At 39.9% G+C, this 17,981-nt stretch carries 17 protein-coding genes and 1 pseudogene; 17 read left to right on the plus strand and 1 reads right to left on the minus strand.

The window, feature by feature from the left end; genetic code table 11:
* Nucleotides 1-132: 132 nt before the first annotated feature.
* Nucleotides 133-1,587 (minus strand): alpha-amylase, encoded by a 1,455-nt coding sequence (locus FBF73_RS05750; RefSeq protein ID WP_136937232.1) that lies wholly within the window; start codon nucleotides 1,585-1,587, stop codon nucleotides 133-135.
* Between the two features lie 178 nt (nucleotides 1,588-1,765).
* Between FBF73_RS05750 and FBF73_RS05755 the strand changes: the two genes are divergently transcribed.
* From FBF73_RS05755 to FBF73_RS05835, 17 genes and pseudogenes are all read left to right on the plus strand, one after another.
* Nucleotides 1,766-2,515, plus strand: coding sequence for an ABC transporter ATP-binding protein (locus FBF73_RS05755; RefSeq protein WP_136937233.1), 750 nt, complete (start codon nucleotides 1,766-1,768; stop codon nucleotides 2,513-2,515).
* A complete protein-coding gene (locus FBF73_RS05760) occupies nucleotides 2,496-4,133 on the plus strand; it encodes a hypothetical protein (RefSeq protein ID WP_136937234.1) in 1,638 nt (545 codons plus the stop codon). Before FBF73_RS05755 ends, FBF73_RS05760 begins: the two co-directional genes overlap by 20 nt.
* A gap of 71 nt (nucleotides 4,134-4,204) precedes the next feature.
* Nucleotides 4,205-4,465: a hypothetical protein gene (locus tag FBF73_RS10240; protein WP_136937287.1), complete on the plus strand. Its 261-nt coding sequence runs from the start codon at nucleotides 4,205-4,207 to the stop codon at nucleotides 4,463-4,465.
* Between the two features lie 355 nt (nucleotides 4,466-4,820).
* On the plus strand, nucleotides 4,821-5,984 hold the full coding sequence (locus tag FBF73_RS05770; RefSeq protein WP_169435182.1) for a class I SAM-dependent rRNA methyltransferase: 1,164 nt from the start codon (nucleotides 4,821-4,823) through the stop codon (nucleotides 5,982-5,984).
* Nucleotides 5,981-6,658: a type I 3-dehydroquinate dehydratase gene (gene aroD / locus FBF73_RS05775; protein ID WP_000767752.1), complete on the plus strand. Its 678-nt coding sequence runs from the start codon at nucleotides 5,981-5,983 to the stop codon at nucleotides 6,656-6,658. The genes FBF73_RS05770 and aroD overlap by 4 nt, the downstream gene beginning before the upstream one ends.
* Nucleotides 6,648-7,502, plus strand: a complete 855-nt coding sequence (locus FBF73_RS05780) for a shikimate dehydrogenase (RefSeq protein WP_136937236.1) — start codon at nucleotides 6,648-6,650, stop codon at nucleotides 7,500-7,502. Before aroD ends, FBF73_RS05780 begins: the two co-directional genes overlap by 11 nt.
* An 18-nt stretch (nucleotides 7,503-7,520) precedes the next feature.
* Nucleotides 7,521-8,588: a 3-dehydroquinate synthase gene (gene aroB / locus FBF73_RS05785; RefSeq protein WP_136937237.1), complete on the plus strand. Its 1,068-nt coding sequence runs from the start codon at nucleotides 7,521-7,523 to the stop codon at nucleotides 8,586-8,588.
* Nucleotides 8,589-8,597: 9 nt separating this feature from the next.
* On the plus strand, nucleotides 8,598-9,764 hold the full coding sequence (aroC, locus tag FBF73_RS05790) for a chorismate synthase (RefSeq protein ID WP_136937238.1): 1,167 nt from the start codon (nucleotides 8,598-8,600) through the stop codon (nucleotides 9,762-9,764).
* Between the two features lie 9 nt (nucleotides 9,765-9,773).
* Nucleotides 9,774-10,877 (plus strand): prephenate dehydrogenase, encoded by a 1,104-nt coding sequence (locus tag FBF73_RS05795; protein ID WP_136937239.1) that lies wholly within the window; start codon nucleotides 9,774-9,776, stop codon nucleotides 10,875-10,877.
* A gap of 10 nt (nucleotides 10,878-10,887) precedes the next feature.
* Nucleotides 10,888-11,226 carry a YlbF/YmcA family competence regulator gene (locus tag FBF73_RS05800; protein ID WP_045611301.1) on the plus strand — a complete coding sequence of 113 codons (339 nt, stop codon included), beginning with the start codon at nucleotides 10,888-10,890 and terminating at the stop codon, nucleotides 11,224-11,226.
* 91 nt (nucleotides 11,227-11,317) lie between these two features.
* Nucleotides 11,318-12,601, plus strand: a complete 1,284-nt coding sequence (aroA, locus tag FBF73_RS05805; RefSeq protein ID WP_136937240.1) for a 3-phosphoshikimate 1-carboxyvinyltransferase — start codon at nucleotides 11,318-11,320, stop codon at nucleotides 12,599-12,601.
* Nucleotides 12,594-13,070 (plus strand): shikimate kinase, encoded by a 477-nt coding sequence (locus tag FBF73_RS05810; protein ID WP_136937241.1) that lies wholly within the window; start codon nucleotides 12,594-12,596, stop codon nucleotides 13,068-13,070. The genes aroA and FBF73_RS05810 overlap by 8 nt, the downstream gene beginning before the upstream one ends.
* On the plus strand, nucleotides 13,067-13,915 hold the full coding sequence (gene pheA, locus FBF73_RS05815; protein ID WP_136937242.1) for a prephenate dehydratase: 849 nt from the start codon (nucleotides 13,067-13,069) through the stop codon (nucleotides 13,913-13,915). Before FBF73_RS05810 ends, pheA begins: the two co-directional genes overlap by 4 nt.
* On the plus strand, nucleotides 13,912-15,222 hold the full coding sequence (locus FBF73_RS05820; RefSeq protein WP_136937243.1) for an LCP family protein: 1,311 nt from the start codon (nucleotides 13,912-13,914) through the stop codon (nucleotides 15,220-15,222). The genes pheA and FBF73_RS05820 overlap by 4 nt, the downstream gene beginning before the upstream one ends.
* A 125-nt stretch (nucleotides 15,223-15,347) precedes the next feature.
* A pseudogene (locus tag FBF73_RS05825) lies at nucleotides 15,348-15,776 on the plus strand (LicD family protein); the annotation flags it as partial.
* Nucleotides 15,777-15,798: 22 nt separating this feature from the next.
* Nucleotides 15,799-17,013, plus strand: a complete 1,215-nt coding sequence (locus FBF73_RS05830; protein ID WP_136937245.1) for a CDP-glycerol glycerophosphotransferase family protein — start codon at nucleotides 15,799-15,801, stop codon at nucleotides 17,011-17,013.
* Complete coding sequence (locus FBF73_RS05835; RefSeq protein WP_136937246.1) at nucleotides 17,010-17,975, plus strand: glycosyltransferase; 966 nt, start codon at nucleotides 17,010-17,012, stop codon at nucleotides 17,973-17,975. Before FBF73_RS05830 ends, FBF73_RS05835 begins: the two co-directional genes overlap by 4 nt.
* Nucleotides 17,976-17,981: the final 6 nt, after the last annotated feature.

Genomic DNA, 17,981 nt, shown 5'->3' on the forward strand with positions numbered 1-17,981 from the left:
ACAACCTACGACAAGTTTCCTAGTTTGCTCTTTGATTTTCATTAAGTATAAAGATCTATCCATTTGGGTAGGTCTTTTTGTGAATACAAAAAAGCCAAATCCGATTGGATCTGGCTTAAATATTATGAACTATTAAATAGTATTGGCTGCCCAGACACTTACCGAAGTAGCTGAGACTGGGAATTGTCCATAACCTTCCTCATCGATTGTAACTTGATTTTGGTGGTTTCCAAGTAAGTCTATGAAAGTTTGGTTAGTCCATTCTTGGCCGACAAACATAGACTTGCTGTTTTCTTGGTCATTTGAAATCAAGACTGCGATTGGGGATTGATTTTCAGCACCTGAACGTACCCAAGCGATACAATTAGCGTCATCAAAGTAGTCTGTTTGCTCTCCATAGGCCAAATCTTTTCGGATGGCTAGGAGGCGGTCAAGGACTTCTTTGAAATCTTCTTGAGCATACTGACCTGAAATCCCATAGTAGTCTCCGTAAAAGACACATGGAAGGCCGTCTTGGCGTAATAGAATGAGGGCATAGGCTGCTGGTTTGAACCATTCTTCAACAGTAGACTCAAGAGCCTGACCACGTTGGGTATCGTGGTTGTCGACAAAAGTCACAGCCTTGTCAGGTTTGAGTTCAACCAAGCTATCTGTGAAAATATCACGAAGGTCATAGTTTGCGCCAGCTTGACTGGCTTCAAAGAGATTCTGGTGGAGACGAACATCGACAAGGTCAAAGCGTTCTTCCGTTTTTTCAAGATAGTCCAGATTGGCTTCCTTGTCAGGATTCCAAAATTCACCAAAAACATAGAAATCTTCACCGTATTTTTCCTTCATATCACGGATAAAATTGCGCATGAAGAAAGAGTCAATGTGTTTAACGGCATCCAAGCGGAAACCAGCTACACCAGTCGTCTCCATGAACCAGTCAGCCCAGTCATAGATATTTTGGATGACTTCAGGATGTTTAAAGTCTAGGTCGGCATACATGAGGTAGTCATAGTTACCGTTTTCGTTATCGACCAATTCCTCGTTAGCCCATCCCTTGTTGTCCCCTTGGATGAGATAAATCCCAGATTTACGGCGTTTGGCATCGTAGTCTGTACCTGTGAAGTGGTACCAGTGCCAGTGGAAGTCATTGTAGGTATTTTCGCGACCATCGAAGGTAAAGTTAGTCCAGCCATTAATAGTGAAAGGTTCTCCAAGTTCAACTGTACGGTCTACAGGATCCACTTCAATAACTTGAAAGGCTTCCCTGTGATCGGCCGCAGCCTTGTGGTTGAGAACTACATCGGCCATAGGTTGAATTCCCTGCGCTTTAAGTGCTTGAATGGCTTGAAGATAGTCTTCTTTGAAACCATACTTGGTGCGGACAGTCCCTTTTTGGTTAAACTCGCCTAGGTCGAATAAGTCATAGACCCCATAGCCGACATCTTTTTCATTGGTCGCCTTAAAAGCTGGTGGCATCCAGACATGGCTGATACCGAGATCAGCTAGGTGTGGAGCATCTTCAGCCAGGCGCGTCCAGTGCTGGCCGTCGTGGGGCAGATACCATTCAAAGTATTGCATGAGTGTTTGATTTTGCATGATGTTTCCTCTTACTTGTCAATCTTGTTCTTTATTCTATCATAAAGTATTGGTTAGCTCAAACGTTTGCGTAAGATAGAAGAAATCTATTTTAACCACTTAAAATAAAGTGTTGATTTTTTTGTATCAAAGTGCTAGTATAATGGTATGTAATACAGATAAAGATAGGAGTCATCCCATGATTGAATTTCAAAATGTTAGTAAGTTGTATGGTGATAAAGAGGCCTTGAGTAATCTCAATTTGCAGATTGAAAATGGGGAGATTATGGGCTTGATTGGCCATAATGGAGCTGGGAAATCGACCACTATAAAATCCTTAGTCAGTATCATTTCGCCCAGCAGTGGTCGTATTTTGGTAGACGGTCAGGATTTATCGGAAAATCGCTTGGCTATTAAACGAAAGATTGGCTACGTAGCAGACTCGCCTGATTTATTTTTGCGTTTAACGGCCAATGAATTTTGGGAATTGATTGCTTCATCCTATGATCTAACTAGCTCTGACTTGGAAGCTAGTTTAGCTAGGCTATTGAGTGTTTTTGATTTTGCTGAAAACCGCTATCAAGTTATTGAAACCCTTTCTCACGGAATGCGTCAGAAAGTCTTTGTCATCGGAGCACTCTTGTCCGATCCCGATATTTGGGTCTTGGACGAACCCTTGACTGGTTTGGATCCCCAGGCTGCCTTTGATTTGAAGCAAATGATGAAGGAACATGCACAAAAAGGTAAGACGGTCTTGTTTTCAACCCATGTCCTAGAGGTGGCAGAGCAAGTCTGTGATCGGATTGCCATTTTGAAAAAGGGGCATTTGATTTATTGTGGTAAGGTAGAGGACTTGAGAAAAGACCACCCAGACCAGTCTTTGGAAAGTATCTACCTTAGCCTTGCTGGTAGAAAAGAGGAGGTTTCAGATGCGTCTCAAGGTCATTAAAAAATTAGTTGATATCAATATCCTCTATTCATCTCAAGAAGCTAATCTGGCTAACCTACGAAAGAAGCAAGCTAAGAATCCTGGGAAAAAAGTAAATGTTTCCGCTAGAGTCCTAAGTTCTTACATTTTTTCCAGTCTCTTGATGCTTTTCATGTTTATAAATATAGCCTTTCGTTTTCCTTTTGAGGAAAGGCCAAGTTTTTTTAGTACCATGGTTGCTATTTTACTGGTGCTTGCCTTTTCAACTTCTTTCACTGCATTTTACAATGTCTTTTATGAGAGTAAGGACTTGGTATCGTATAGGCCTTATGCCTTTAAAGAATCAGAGATTATAATTGCTAAAGGACTATCTGTTCTCTTGCCAGCTCTAACTGGAATTGTACCAATCCTAGCTTATTTTCTAGTCCTCTATATTAGGCTAGCTCCTTCTCTATGGCTGGGTTTGCCTTTGATGCTGCTGTCCTTGGCCTTATTATTTGTCTCTGTTACTTTAGTGATGGTAGTGGCAGTACATTTCTTGGCTCAGACTAGGGTCTTCAGAAAGTATCAGTCTATTTTTTCGAATGTGATGATTGGGATAGGGGTTCTCATACCTTTAATATTTGTCCTCTTTCTACAGTCGACTTTTGGAAGTATTGTTGACAAAGTTAGAGACATTCCATTTCTCCTTTATCCTCTTCATATCTTTTACAAAATAGCAGTGGAGCCTTTTTCGACAGAAGCCATACTGGGTCTGCTCGCTTGGATAGCTTTAACTGTTTTCTTGCTTTACCTGACCAAAAAGAAGGTCCTTCCTCGTTTTTATGACGTTATCCTGCTTAATAGTGAGGAGAAGGTCAAAAAAGAACGTCGCAATAAGGAGAGAATTTCAACTACTAATAAAAAGGGCTTTTTCCGTATGGTTTTACGCTACCACCTCACCCTCTTGGGACAGGGAACTGGCGTGATTACAGTGCTTTTTACAAGTGCTTTCCTTCCTTATCTCATGATGATCGGTCTGATTTCCAACATCCGAGATTCTCAGATAGTTCCAGACATTCATCCTCCATACTGGTTACCCTTGTTTTTTGTAGGAGTGTTTATAGCAGTTGTCAATAACAATATCACCAGCCTGCATTCAATTGCCTTGTCCTTGGAGAGAGAAAATGTTGATTTTCTTAAGAGTTTACCCTTTGACTTTGCTCGTTATGTGAAAGTGAAATTTTGGATTATATTTGCTGTCCAGTCCTTTTTACCAGTTCTGACTTTACTTGGCCTTTCTCTATATCTAGGCTTGCCCATCCTTTCGATGATTTACCTTCTTGTAGTCTGGACCCTTGCAAGTGTCATCCTTTCTTGCCACCATTACTTTAAGGACGTTAAAAATCTGTCAACCAATTGGAGTAACATTACGGACTTGGTGAACCGTTCAAATCGTATAGTAGCAATAGTTTTACTCTTAATTTATAGTGCTATCTTAATGATTTTAGTCATAGCAAGTTTATTCTTGGTTCGGTCTCTCTCCCCTATCCTTGCCATCAGCTTGGGAGTAGGAGTTCTTATCCTTCTGCTTGCTCTTGCTATTTCTGGCTATCATTACTACCTGTCACGCATATTGGCAGAAATAGAAAAAAGATGAGGTAGTTGGTCGCTTGATTGATAAATTCAATTCGTCAAACGCTTTTATAGTTTGTTAGAATGTAGTTGTAAATTATTAAGATTGGTAATCAAAAATATATAGGGAGGAATGTTTTGAATAAGAAATATAATATAGTTCTATTTTTGTTGTTTATAGTTTATTTATTTGGATATTTTTCAATTTCAAAAACTTTCATTCCTATAATGTGTGTGATTCAAGTATTTTTGATAGAACATATATTTAGAGTTCAAAATAGAATGATGCAGATAGGTGAAATTATAATTATTGTTGCTTCTATAATATTATTTATTGATAGTATATTGAGTTTGTAACAAAAGGCTTTTCTATAAAATCAAACTTTCTGGATACCTGCTGAAGCTGATTTATCTTCTCATATTTCTTCTACTATCTTTGTTACTAAACTTGACAGACCCATATTGCTGATACAACCTCTCTACCTATAATCTCAAAGTTAAACTGAGGCTAGTTTCTTAGTTTGCTCGTTGATTTTCGTTGATAAAAAGAAATGCTCCTCCAAGACGGAAGAGCATCTTTTATTGTGATTCTTACATATTTACTTTCTAATTTTTAATTAGTATTAAGTATAGTATTTTTTAAAACTAGAGTAACAAAGCAAGGCTAGTTTCTTTTTTGAGAATTGTCTAAAAATTTGATATAATGGTAGTTATGAATAGAATAAGAGTCAGCAAAAGGGTTGAAAAGAAGCTTGCCAAAGGTTTGGTTTTACTAGAAGCCAGCGATCTTGAGAATGTCAATCTTAAGGATCAGGAAGTAGAAGTGCAGAGTCAGGAAGGAACCTTTCTTGGGACTGCCTACCTTTCTCAGCAAAACAAGGGCTTGGGCTGGTTTGTGAGCACAGACAAGGTGATCTTCAATCAAGCGTTCTTTGAAGCACTGTTTAGACAAGCTAAAGAAAAGAGAAGTGCCTACTATCAAGATGATTTGACAACTGCCTTTCGTCTCTTCAACCAAGAGGGAGATGGCTTTGGCGGTCTGACAGTGGACCTTTATGGCGACTACGCTGTCTTTTCTTGGTATAACTCTTATGTTTATCAGATTCGCAAGGTTATCTCAGAAGCCTTTAGACAGGTTTTTCCTGAGGTTTTAGGAGTATATGAGAAGATCCGCTTTAAGGGTTTGAACTATGAATCTGCCCATATTTATGGCCAAGAAGCACCTGAATTTTTCACTGTTTTGGAAAATGGTGTCCTCTATCAAGTCTTTATGAATGATGGCTTGATGACAGGGATTTTCCTAGACCAGCATGAAGTTCGCGGTAGTTTAGTTGATGGATTGGCTATGGGTAAATCATTGCTCAATATGTTTTCTTATACAGCAGCTTTTTCAGTAGCTGCGGCCATGGGGGGAGCAAGCCAGACAACTTCTGTTGATTTAGCCAAACGTTCACGAGAATTGTCTCAAGCGCATTTTCAGGCAAATGGAATCAGCACAGACGACCATCGTTTCATAATCATGGATGTCTTTGAGTATTTCAAGTATGCTAAGCGAAAAGGCTTGACTTACGATGTGATTGTCTTAGATCCGCCTAGCTTTGCTCGGAACAAAAAACAAACTTTCTCTGTGGCCAAGGATTATCACAAGTTGATTTCCCAGAGTCTTGAGATTTTAAATCCGGAAGGGATTATCATTGCTAGTACCAATGCTGCCAATGTATCCCGCCAGAAATTTACAGAACAAATTGATAAAGGCTTTGCAGGAAGAAGTTACCAGATTTTAAATAAATACGGTCTTCCAGCAGATTTCGCCTATAATAAAAAAGATGAAAGTAGTAATTACCTCAAGGTGATTAGTATGAAGGTTAGTAAATGAAATTAATCGTTTCAGTAATGCCAAGAAGTTTAGAGGAGGCCCAGGCTCTGGATGCCACGAGGTACCTGGATGCCGACATCATTGAATGGCGTGCCGACTATCTGCCTAAGGAAGCGATTTTGCAGGTAGCTCCAGCTATTTTTGAAAAATTCGCAGGCCGTGAGTTGGTTTTCACGCTGCGAACTCGCGCTGAAGGGGGAGAAATCGACCTTTCTCCAGAAGAATATATCCATCTAATCAAGGAAGTGGCGCAACTCTATCAACCAGACTATATTGATTTTGAGTACTATAGCTATAAGGATGTTTTTGAGGAAATGCTGGACTTCCCGAATCTCATTTTGAGTTACCACAATTTCCAAGAAACACCTGAAAACATGATGGAAATCTTGTCAGAGTTGACGAGTCTAAATCCAAAACTTGTCAAGGTTGCGGTGATGGCTCACACGGAGCAGGATGTGCTAGACTTAATGAACTATACACGAGGCTTTAAAACCCTCAATCCTGAGCAGGAATATGTAACCATTTCTATGGGCAAGGTGGGCAAGGTCTCTCGTATCACTGCGGATGTGACAGGTTCTAGCTGGTCCTTTGCTAGTCTAGATGAGGCAAGTGCCCCAGGTCAGATTTCTCTAGCTAACATGAAAAAAATTAGGGAGATTTTGGATGAAGCTTGATGGCTATACACGTTTAGCTGCCGTTGTTGCCAATCCTATTAAGCATTCTATTTCCCCCTTTATCCACAATGGTGCCTTTGAGGCGACAGCTACCAATGGTGCTTACGTGGCTTGGGAGATTGAAGCGGGTGACTTGGCAGAAACAGTGGCCAATATTCGTCGCTACCAGATGTTTGGCATCAACCTTTCCATGCCTTATAAGGAGCAGGTGATTCCTTATTTGGATGAATTGAGCGATGAGGCGCGCTTAATCGGTGCAGTTAATACAGTTGTCAATGAGAATGGCAATTTAATTGGATATAATACAGATGGCAAGGGATTTTTTAAGAGCTTGCCTTCTTTTACAATTACAGGTAAGAAGATGACCCTGCTGGGTGCAGGTGGTGCGGCTAAGTCTATCTTGGCACAAGCTATTTTGGATGGTGTCAGTCAGATTTCTGTCTTTGTTCGTTCAGTTTCTATGGAAAAAACAAGACCTTATCTAGACAAGTTACAGGAGCAGACAGGCTTTAAAGTGGATTTGTATGCTTTAGAAGATGTTCCTGAACTGCAAGCAAGGATTGCTGGGTCGGATTTACTGGTCAATGCAACAAGTGTAGGGATGGATGGTCAATCATCTCCAGTTCCTGAAAACATTGTCCTATCAGAAACTCTTTTAGTAGCAGATATCATTTACCAACCCTTTGAAACACCATTTTTGAAATGGGCCAGAAGTCAGGGGAATCCAGTTGTCAATGGTCTGGGAATGTTGCTCTATCAAGCTGCAGAAGCTTTTCAACTGTGGACAAGCAAGGAAATGCCGACAGAAGAGATTTGGCAGTCCTTAAAAGAAAAATACCAATAAAGAAAAGGAGACTCTCCTATGAAAATCAGAATCGATATTCCTCATCATCATTATGATATTCAGATTGAAAAAGGCTGTCTGGCTCAGGCTGGTCAATGGTTGCGAGAACTCTGGCAACCACAAAAGGTAGTCATTGTGACAGATAACCATGTAGCCTCTCTCTATGCAGAGAAGGTCAAGCTCAGCCTAGAAGATGCTGGTTTTCAGGTAGCAGTTTTTGACTTTTTAGAAGGGGAAGAAAGAAAGAATTTAACCACTGTTCAGAAAGTCTATGAATTTTTAGTTAAGCAGGGGTTGACTCGTAGCGATGGAATCGTGGCTCTCGGTGGTGGTGTCGTTGGGGACTTGGCTGGTTTTGTAGCCTCTACCTATATGCGGGGAATTCACTTTGTGCAGATTCCGACTAGTTTGACAGCTCAGGTGGATTCATCTATCGGCGGAAAGACAGGTGTTAATACTCAATTTGCTAAAAATATGGTAGGGACCTTTGCCCAACCAGATGGGGTTCTGATTGATCCACTTGTTCTTGAAACGCTTGGAAAGAGAGAGTTGATTGAAGGGATGGGTGAAGTTATCAAGTATGGCTTGATTGAGGATCCAGAACTGTGGAAAATTTTGACGGAGCTAGATGGTTCTGTAGAGAGCACACTGGAATATGCAGAGACCTTGATTGAACATTCTTGCCAGGTTAAGCGCAAGATGGTGGTTGAGGATGAGTTGGACAATGGTGTTCGCCTTTACCTCAATTTTGGCCACACTATTGGTCATGCCATTGAAGCAACGGCCGGTTATGGAAAAGTCATGCATGGAGAAGCTGTGGCCATGGGAATGGTACAGATTTCCAAGGTTGCTGAGGAAAAAGGCCTTATGCCAGAAGGGATAACCCAGTCTATTACAGCTATGTGTCAGAAATTTGGACTACCTGTTGACTATGAAAACTGGGATGTTGATAAACTTTATCAGGCTTTGACTCATGATAAAAAAGCCCGTGGCAACACCTTGAAATTAGTCTTGGTGCCAGAGTTTGGTTCAGCGACTATCCACCCAGTTTCTCTGGAAGAAATGAAAGACTACTTGGTAAAATAAGGAGAGTGTATGAGATATTTAACTGCAGGAGAATCACACGGTCCCCGTCTGACGGCTATCATTGAAGGAATTCCAGCTGGACTTCCTTTGACAGCTGAGGACATCAATGAGGACCTTAAGCGCCGTCAGGGTGGCTACGGTCGTGGTGGTCGTATGAAGATTGAGAGCGACCAAGTTATCTTTACTTCTGGCGTTCGCCATGGGAAGACGACAGGGGCTCCTATTACAATGGATGTCGTCAATAAGGACCATCAGAAATGGCTGGATATCATGTCTGCGGAGGACATTGAAGACCGCCTTAAAAGCAAACGAAAAATCACCCATCCACGTCCAGGTCATGCCGACTTGGTAGGTGGAATCAAGTACCGTTTTGACGATTTGAGAAATTCCTTGGAGCGCTCATCTGCTCGTGAAACAACTATGCGGGTGGCCGTTGGGGCAGTAGCTAAACGCCTCTTGGCTGAGCTGGATATGGAGATTGCCAACCATGTCGTAGTCTTTGGTGGCAAGGAAATCGATGTTCCTGAAAATCTGACAGTCGCTGAGATTAAGCAAAGAGCTGCCCAATCTGAAGTTTCTATTGTCAACCAAGAACGGGAACAGGAAATCAAGGACTATATTGACCAAATCAAGCGTGACGGTGATACCATCGGTGGGGTTGTGGAGACAGTCGTTGGAGGTGTTCCAGTTGGTCTTGGTTCCTATGTCCAATGGGACAGAAAATTAGATGCCAGACTTGCCCAAGCAGTTGTCTCTATCAATGCCTTTAAAGGGGTGGAATTTGGTATTGGCTTTGAAGCTGGTTATCGTAAAGGCAGCCAGGTAATGGATGAAATTCTCTGGTCTGAAGAAGACGGTTATACCCGCCGTACCAACAATCTGGGTGGCTTTGAAGGTGGTATGACCAATGGGCAACCCATCGTTGTCCGTGGAGTCATGAAACCCATTCCTACTCTTTATAAGCCTCTTATGAGTGTGGATATCGAAACCCATGAACCCTACAAGGCAACTGTGGAGAGAAGTGATCCGACTGCTCTTCCAGCAGCAGGTGTGGTCATGGAAGCCGTTGTGGCAACGGTTCTGGCACAAGAAATCCTTGAAAAATTCTCATCAGACAATCTAGAGGAATTAAAAGAAGCAGTGGCAAAACATCGAGACTATACAAAGAACTATTAAGGAGTTCCTATGGCAAAAACAGTCTATATCGCAGGTCTTGGATTGATTGGAGCCTCTATGGCCCTTGGCATCAAACGCGATCATCCAGATTATGAAATTTTGGGTTATAATCGCAGTCAAGCTTCGAGAGATATCGCCTTGAAAGAAGGCATGATTGACCGTGCAACGGATGATTTTGCCAGTTTTGCTCCTTTGGCAGATATCATTATTCTCAGTTTGCCAATCAAACAGACCATTGCTTTCATTAAGGAGTTGGCTAACTTGGACTTGAAAGAAGGAGTGATTATCTCAGATGCTGGTTCGACTAAGTCAGCCATTGTGGATGCGGCGGAGCAATATTTGGCTGGCAAACCTGTTCGCTTCGTCGGAGCCCATCCCATGGCTGGTAGTCACAAGACAGGGGCTGCTTCTGCGGATGTCAATCTTTTTGAAAATGCCTATTATATCTTTACGCCTTCGAACCTGACAAGTTCTGACACACTTGCGGAAATGAAGGATCTGCTTTCAGGTCTTCATGCTCGTTTTATCGAGATTGATGCCAAGGAGCATGATCGTGTGACTTCTCAGATTAGCCATTTTCCTCATATTCTGGCTTCCAGTCTCATGGAACAGACCGCGGTCTATGCCCAAGAACATGAGATGGCAAGGCGCTTTGCGGCCGGTGGTTTTCGAGATATGACACGAATTGCGGAAAGCGAGCCGGGGATGTGGACCTCCATTCTCTTGTCCAATCGTGAGACTATTCTAGATCGCATTGAGGATTTCAAGGCGCGCTTAGACGAGGTTGGTCAGGCCATCAGCAAGGGAGATGAGGAGCAAATCTGGAACTTTTTCAACCAAGCGCGTGAGCAACGTCAGGCCATGGAAATCCATAAGCGTGGTGGTGTGGATAGCTCTTATGACCTCTATGTCGACGTTCCCGATGAGGAAGACGTTATTTTACGAATCTTGGAATTACTACGTGGAACTTCCTTGGTCAATATTCACATCAATGAGGAAAACCGTGAGGATATTCACGGAATCCTACAAATTTCATTTAAAAATGCTCAAGACTTGGAACGAGCCGAGCATCTCATAACAGAAAATACCGACTATACAGTAGTCATCAAATAAGGAGAAAATCATGTCAAATATTTACGATAGTGCAAATGAACTCAGTCGCGGTCTACGCGAATTACCAGAATACAAGGCTGTCAAAGCAGCTAAAGATGCGATTTCAGCAGATGCTGAGGCAAGCAAAATCTTTACAGAATATGTTGCTTTCCAAGAGGAAATTCAAAGACTAGCGCAGACAGGTCAAATGCCAGATGCTTCCTTTCAAGCGAAAATGGAAAACTTTGGCAAGCAGATTCAGGGGAATAGCCTCTTATCAGAATTCTTTACCAAGCAACAACAATTGGCAATTTACCTTTCTGACATTGAAAAAATTGTTTTCGAACCAGTTTCAGAATTGCTAAAATAAGAAAATAACAATCCTAAAGTCAGGAATTTTTAAGGAATTTCTGGCTTTTTATGATAAAATAGGTAAAAGTATTGCAAGTATGAGGTCCAGTATGAAACTAAAAACAAACATTAGCCACTTACACGGCAGTATCCGAGTTCCAGGTGACAAATCTATCAGTCACCGTTCCATTATTTTTGGAAGTTTGGCTGAGGGTGAGACCAAGGTTTATGATATTCTGAGAGGCGAAGACGTCCTTTCGACCATGCAAGTCTTTCGTGACCTTGGTGTTGATATTGAGGATAAAGATGGAGTTATTACCATTCAAGGTGTAGGTATGGATGGTTTAAAAGCTCCGCAAAATGCCCTTGATATGGGAAATTCTGGAACCTCGATTCGTCTGATTTCAGGTGTCCTTGCTGGGGCCGACTTCGAAGTAGAAATGTTTGGAGATGACAGTCTTTCCAAACGTCCTATGGATCGTGTGACTATTCCACTGAAAAAAATGGGCGTTAGTATTTCAGGTCAAGCTGAGCGAGACCTGCCTCCCCTTCATTTAAAAGGGACGAAAAACCTAAAACCTATTCATTATGAGTTGCCAATTGCTTCTGCCCAAGTTAAGTCAGCCTTGATTTTTGCGGCCTTGCAGGCTCAGGGGGAGTCTGTAATTATCGAAAAAGAGTGCACTCGTAATCATACTGAAGATATGCTGCAACAATTTGGTGGTCATTTAAGTGTGGATGGTAAGAAAATCACAGTCCAAGGGCCACAAAAACTGACTGGACAAAAGGTAATTGTTCCAGGAGATATTTCCAGTGCAGCCTTTTGGCTAGTCGCAGGTTTGATTGTTCCAAATTCTCGTGTAGTGCTGAAGAATGTGGGTATTAACGAAACACGTACAGGTATCATCGATGTCATTCGCGCCATGGGTGGAAAATTGGAAATAACTGAAATCGATCCAGTCGCTAAGTCTGCTACCTTAACTGTTGAGTCTTCAGACCTGAAAGGAACAAAGATTGGTGGAGTTTTGATTCCACGCTTGATTGATGAATTGCCCATTATTGCTCTTCTTGCTACCCAAGCGCATGGTGTAACAGTTATCAAGGATGCTGAGGAACTCAAGGTCAAGGAAACAGACCGCATTCAGGTTGTGGCAGACGCTTTAAATAGCATGGGTGCGGATATCACACCTACAGCAGATGGAATGGTTATCAAAGGAAAATCAGCCCTTCACGGTGCTAGAGTCAATACTTTTGGAGACCATCGTATAGGCATGATGACGGCTATCGCGGCCCTCTTGGTTGCAGATGGAGAGGTGGATCTTGACCGTGCTGAAGCTATCAATACCAGCTATCCTAGTTTCTTTGATGATTTGGAGAGCTTGATTCATGGCTAAGGTATTACTAGGATTTATGGGGGCTGGCAAATCGACTATTGCAAGAGGCTTGGACCCTAATTACCTCGATATGGATGCCCTAATCGAGAATCGCTTAGGTATGTCCATTGCGGAATTTTTCGCTGAAAAGGGAGAAGAGTTCTTTCGACAGGTAGAGTCAGAAGTCCTAGCTGATTTACTACAAAGAGATCAAGTTGTGTCAACTGGTGGAGGAGTGGTTATTTCTCAGCGAAATCGTGACTTACTAAAGACCAATTCTGATAACATCTATCTGAAAGCTGATTTTGAAACCCTCTACCAACGCATAGCAGCTGATCATGACAATCAGCGCCCGCTTTTTCTAAAGAATAGCAAGGAAGAACTTGCTGCTATTTTCCAAGAAAGACAGGCTTGGTATGAGGAAGTGGCTAGTCGGGTTTTGGATGTGACTAAGCTAAGCCCAGAGGAAATTATAGAGGAACTGAGATGAAAATTGCTTATCTAGGTCCCAAGGGATCATTTTCACACCACGTTGTGCAGACAGCTTTTCCTCATGAGGAATTGCAGGCCTTTGCCAATATTACAGATGTTATCAAGGCTTATGAACAAGGCTTGGTGGACTATTCTGTGGTGCCAGTTGAAAACTCTATCGAGGGTAGTGTTCATGAAACCTTAGACTACCTTTTTCATCAGGCTCGCATCCAAGCAGTGGCAGAAATTGTTCAGCCTATTCATCAGCAGTTGATGGTGGTTCCAGGTCATACTAAGATTGAAAAGATTTTTTCACATCCACAGGCCTTGGCTCAAGGAAAGAAATTTATCGATGAACAATATCCAGAGGCCCAAATCGAGGTAACAGCTAGTACAGCTTATGCGGCCCGCTTTATTTCCGAACATCCTGACCAGCCTTATGCAGCCATTGCACCTAGAAGTTCTGCTGAAGAATATGGTTTGGAACTGATTGCCGAGGATATTCAGGAAATGGAAGCTAATTTCACACGTTTCTGGGTTTTGGGAGCTGAAAAGCCTAGTATTCCCTTGCAAGCACAAACTGAGAAAATGAGTTTGGCCTTGACCTTGCCGGACAACCTTCCAGGTGCACTTTATAAGGCTCTATCGACCTTTGCTTGGAGAGGAATTGACCTGACAAAAATTGAAAGTCGTCCACTCAAGACAGCACTGGGAGAATACTTTTTTATTATTGATGTGGACTATGCTGATAAGGACTTGGTCCACTTTGCCCAAAAAGAATTAGAAGCGATTGGAATCCAGTATAAAGTACTGGGCGCCTATCCTATTTATCCAATATCAGACTACGGAAAGGAGAGAAGATGAGTAAAGAAAATCCCTTAAGTCATCATGAGCAGTTACGTTATGACTATCTCTTTAAGAATATTCATTACCTCAATGAGCGAGAGAAAAAAGAGTTTGCTTACTTGCAAGGTAAGTTAAATATGGCTAGTGGTAGTGAAGCTTCACCAGAAATTCATAGTGAAAATCATGATATGGAAGAGTCTTTCATGGAACCAATCAATCAGTCTCCTCTTCCATCCTATGGTAATCGTAGCCGTGCAAAAAAATACCAGAAAAGTCATTCTCTTCCAAAGGTTACATCCAAAAAACGCAAGATTCGTTGGGGGCGCATTTTTGCAGGATTGCTTGCTCTTCTGGCCTGTGTAGGTTTTGGCATGATTTTTATGTTCCTAAAAGGCTATTCAAATGCTGATCCAAACAGACCTGCCAATGCTAAGGCAGCTCAAGTAGAAGTCTTTAATGGTCAAGATACCAAGGATGGAGTTAATATTTTGATTATGGGGACGGATGGACGGATTGGCCAGAACAGTGCTGAGACGAGAACGGACTCGATTATGGTTCTAAACGTTGGTGGCTCAGATAAAAAAATCAAGCTGGCCAGCTTTATGCGTGACAATTTGGTTTATATAGATGGATATAGTAAGATTGTCAACGGGAAGAAACAAACAGATAACAAGTTAAATGTAGCATATGAACTAGGGGAACAAGAAGGCCAAAAAGGGGCAGAAATGGTTCGCCAAGTATTGAAAGATAATTTTGACTTGGATATTAAGTACTACGCCTTGGTTGATTTTCAGGCCTTCGCAACCGCTATTGACACTCTCTTCCCTGATGGGGTGACGATTGATGCCAAATTCTCAACCTTAGAAGGTCAACCTTTAACCGAAGCTACGGTGGGAGATGACTTGCATGCTACAGAAACAGAGTCTCCAAGCCAGACTATTAAAGTCGGAAAACAGCAGATGAACGGTTCAACCTTGCTAAATTATGCTCGCTTCCGTGATGATGATGAAGGTGATTACGGTCGTACCAAGAGACAACAGCAAGTGCTGACAGCTGTTCTGCAACAGCTCAAGGATCCAACTAAACTCTTTACTGGATCAGAAGCACTTGGTAAGGTCTTTGGCATGACCTCTACGAATGTTCCCTATAGTTTCTTATTGACCAATGGTTTATCCTTCCTAGATGGAGCGCAAAATGGCATTGAGAGATTAACAGTTCCAGAACTAGGTGATTGGGTCGATGCCTATGATGTCTATGGAGGACAGGCACTCTTAGTAGACCAAAATAAATATCAAACCAAGCTCGCTCAAATGGGAATGAGATAAGATAAGACAGAAAAATCAAAGTTTGAAGGCTATTTATCCAGCACTCAGGCTTTGATTTTTTACACTCTGCAATAGATTTTCATCCCTTATTTGTGGTATAATGGAACGATACGATAGAAAGAATAATGAACAATATGACTGATTTAAAAGCAATTCAGGCTCGAAGTCTGGAGATGGCTGAATATTTTGTGGCTTTTTACAAGGAACATGATTTGCTTTGTTATCTTTGTGGAGGAGGTGCTATTGGTGCCCTTCGAAATAAGGGGGTTATTCCTTGGGATGACGACCTAGACTTTTTTATGCCCCGTAAAGATTATGAGAAATTAGCAGAATTATGGCCTCGTTATGCAGATGAGCGTTATTTCTTGTCGAAGAGTAACAAGGATTTTGTCGACCGCAATCTTTTTATTACCATTCGTGACAAGGAAAAGACCTGTATCAAACCTTATCAGCAGGATTTAGAATTGCCACATGGTCTAGCCTTGGATGTTTTGCCTTTGGATTATTTTTCCAAAAATCAGCTTTTTGCTCTAATAAAAAAAATAATAAGTTGGAAATCTATGAGGAGATACTAAGATGAGTAGAAATTTTTTTGAAAAATTAAGATTAATTTCTATAAGAGATATTATTTCGCTTATATTTATTTTTCCTATAGCCTATCTTATTTCTCTATTCTTTAGACGCAAGAATAAGAATCTAATACTAATATGCGAAAGTGAAAAAGAAGCTAGAGATAATGGATATTGGTTGTTTAAATATATTAGAAAAAATCACCCAGAGGAAAATGTAATATATGTTATTGATTTGAAATCTCCTGATGCTCATAAAGTCAAAGAGTTAGGGGAATGTATACAGTATTGGTCTTTGAGACATTGGATTTATTATCTAAGTGCAGGAGTAAATGTAAGTACACAAAAAGCAGGAAACCCTAATGCAGCTGTATTTAATTTTATGGAAGTATATTTAGAATTAAAAACCAATAAAGTATTTTTACAACATGGAATTACAGTCTCTGATGCTAAATGGCTATATTATGAAAATACAAAGATGCGTGGCTTTATATGTGGAGCAGAACAAGAGTACAAAGAAATAAAGGAAAAGTTTGGTTACCCTAGTGGATATGTACAATATTTAGGTTTTCCTAGATTTGACAACCTTCATAATACCATTGTAAAAAATAATCAAATTCTTGTAATGCCTACATGGAGAGAATGGTTGAACTTAAATACTAAAGCTAGAACTAACTTTAATGAAGGCAGTATTTTTACAGAAAGTGAATATTTTAAAAAATGGAATGAGTTTTTATTGAATAAGGACCTAAAAGCTTTTTTAGAAGTAAATGACTTAACTTTAATTTTTTATCCGCATAGGAATATGCAAAACAATCTACAAGAATTCCAAACCTCATCAAAAAATATAATATTGGCAGATTGGAAAAAATATGATATACAAGAATTATTAAAAGAGTCAGCTTTTTTAATTACAGATTATTCTAGTGTATTTATGGACTTTGCTTATATGAGAAAGCCAGTTTTGTTTTATCAATTTGATTATAAAAAATTTAGGGAGGGTCAGTACGAAGAAGGTTACTATGACTATAAAGATGGATTTGGAAAATCAATAGACACTCTAGATGAATTAATAATAGAAATTGAAAAACAGTATTATAATAATTGGATTTTGGAAGATAAATGTAAAGAAAGAATTGAAAAATTTTTTAGAATATATGATTCTAAAAATTCTAAAAGAGTATATACATTTATAAAGGAAGTAATGAGAGAAAAGGAATGAAATTAACTATAGGCATACCAGTATACAACGGAGAAAAATATATATCCCGTTGTATAGATTCTATACTCAAAGAGTATGAGAAGGCAAAAGAAAATATAGAGTTAGAATTGTTAATAGTAAACGACGGTTCAAAAGATAATAGTAAAACAATATTAAAAGAGTATAGTGAAAAAATATCTTTAATAAGAGTAATAACACAAAACAATTCAGGTTTAGCTCATGTAAGAAGAGTAGTTCTAGAAGAAGCTAGTGGAGATTATCTATGGTTTGTAGATGTAGATGATGAGATAGAAGAAGGGGCAATAGAATTTATAGCTAATCAAAAACTAGAAGAAGTAAATATATTTGATTATCGACTAGGGTATGAGAATAGTAAACTAGAGACTATAAGTATGGGAATACAAGAAAATACTATACTTATTCCTAATAAAGAAAAGAAAATTTTCACTCTTCCAAATGCTGTTTGGCATTATATATATGATTTGGAATTTTTAAGAAAAACTAAAGTAACTTTTAAGAGTGGCTATTTATATGAAGATTTTGAATTTATGGCAAGACTATGGCCTAATGTAAGTAAAGCAAAATATTTTAATTTTAGCATATACAAATATTATTTAACAGAAGGATCTATTATGCGTGGTGGCACTGCTATAAATAAAATAAGAGATATAGAGGTTATGTTAAGTAGTGTTGAAGAATACTATGCAGAAAATTATCCAGGAGAATTTAAAGAAGAGTTAGAGTATTTTAACTGGTACCATATTTTATACGGAGGATATGCAAATATCTTAAGAATAGATGAAACATCTCCTTTATTAGATGAATATCTAAAAAAAGTTAAAATTAAATATCCAAATTGGATGAAAAATAAATATTTAAAGAGTCAATCTTTAAAGAGAAAAATACTAATGTATTTGATAAAATATAATCAAAAAAAAATAGTGAAAAAATTTTTGAAATAGGTGAGA

This window comes from Streptococcus mitis (genome assembly GCF_005144795.1).
Taxonomy (GTDB): Bacteria; Bacillota; Bacilli; order Lactobacillales; family Streptococcaceae; genus Streptococcus; species Streptococcus mitis_BB.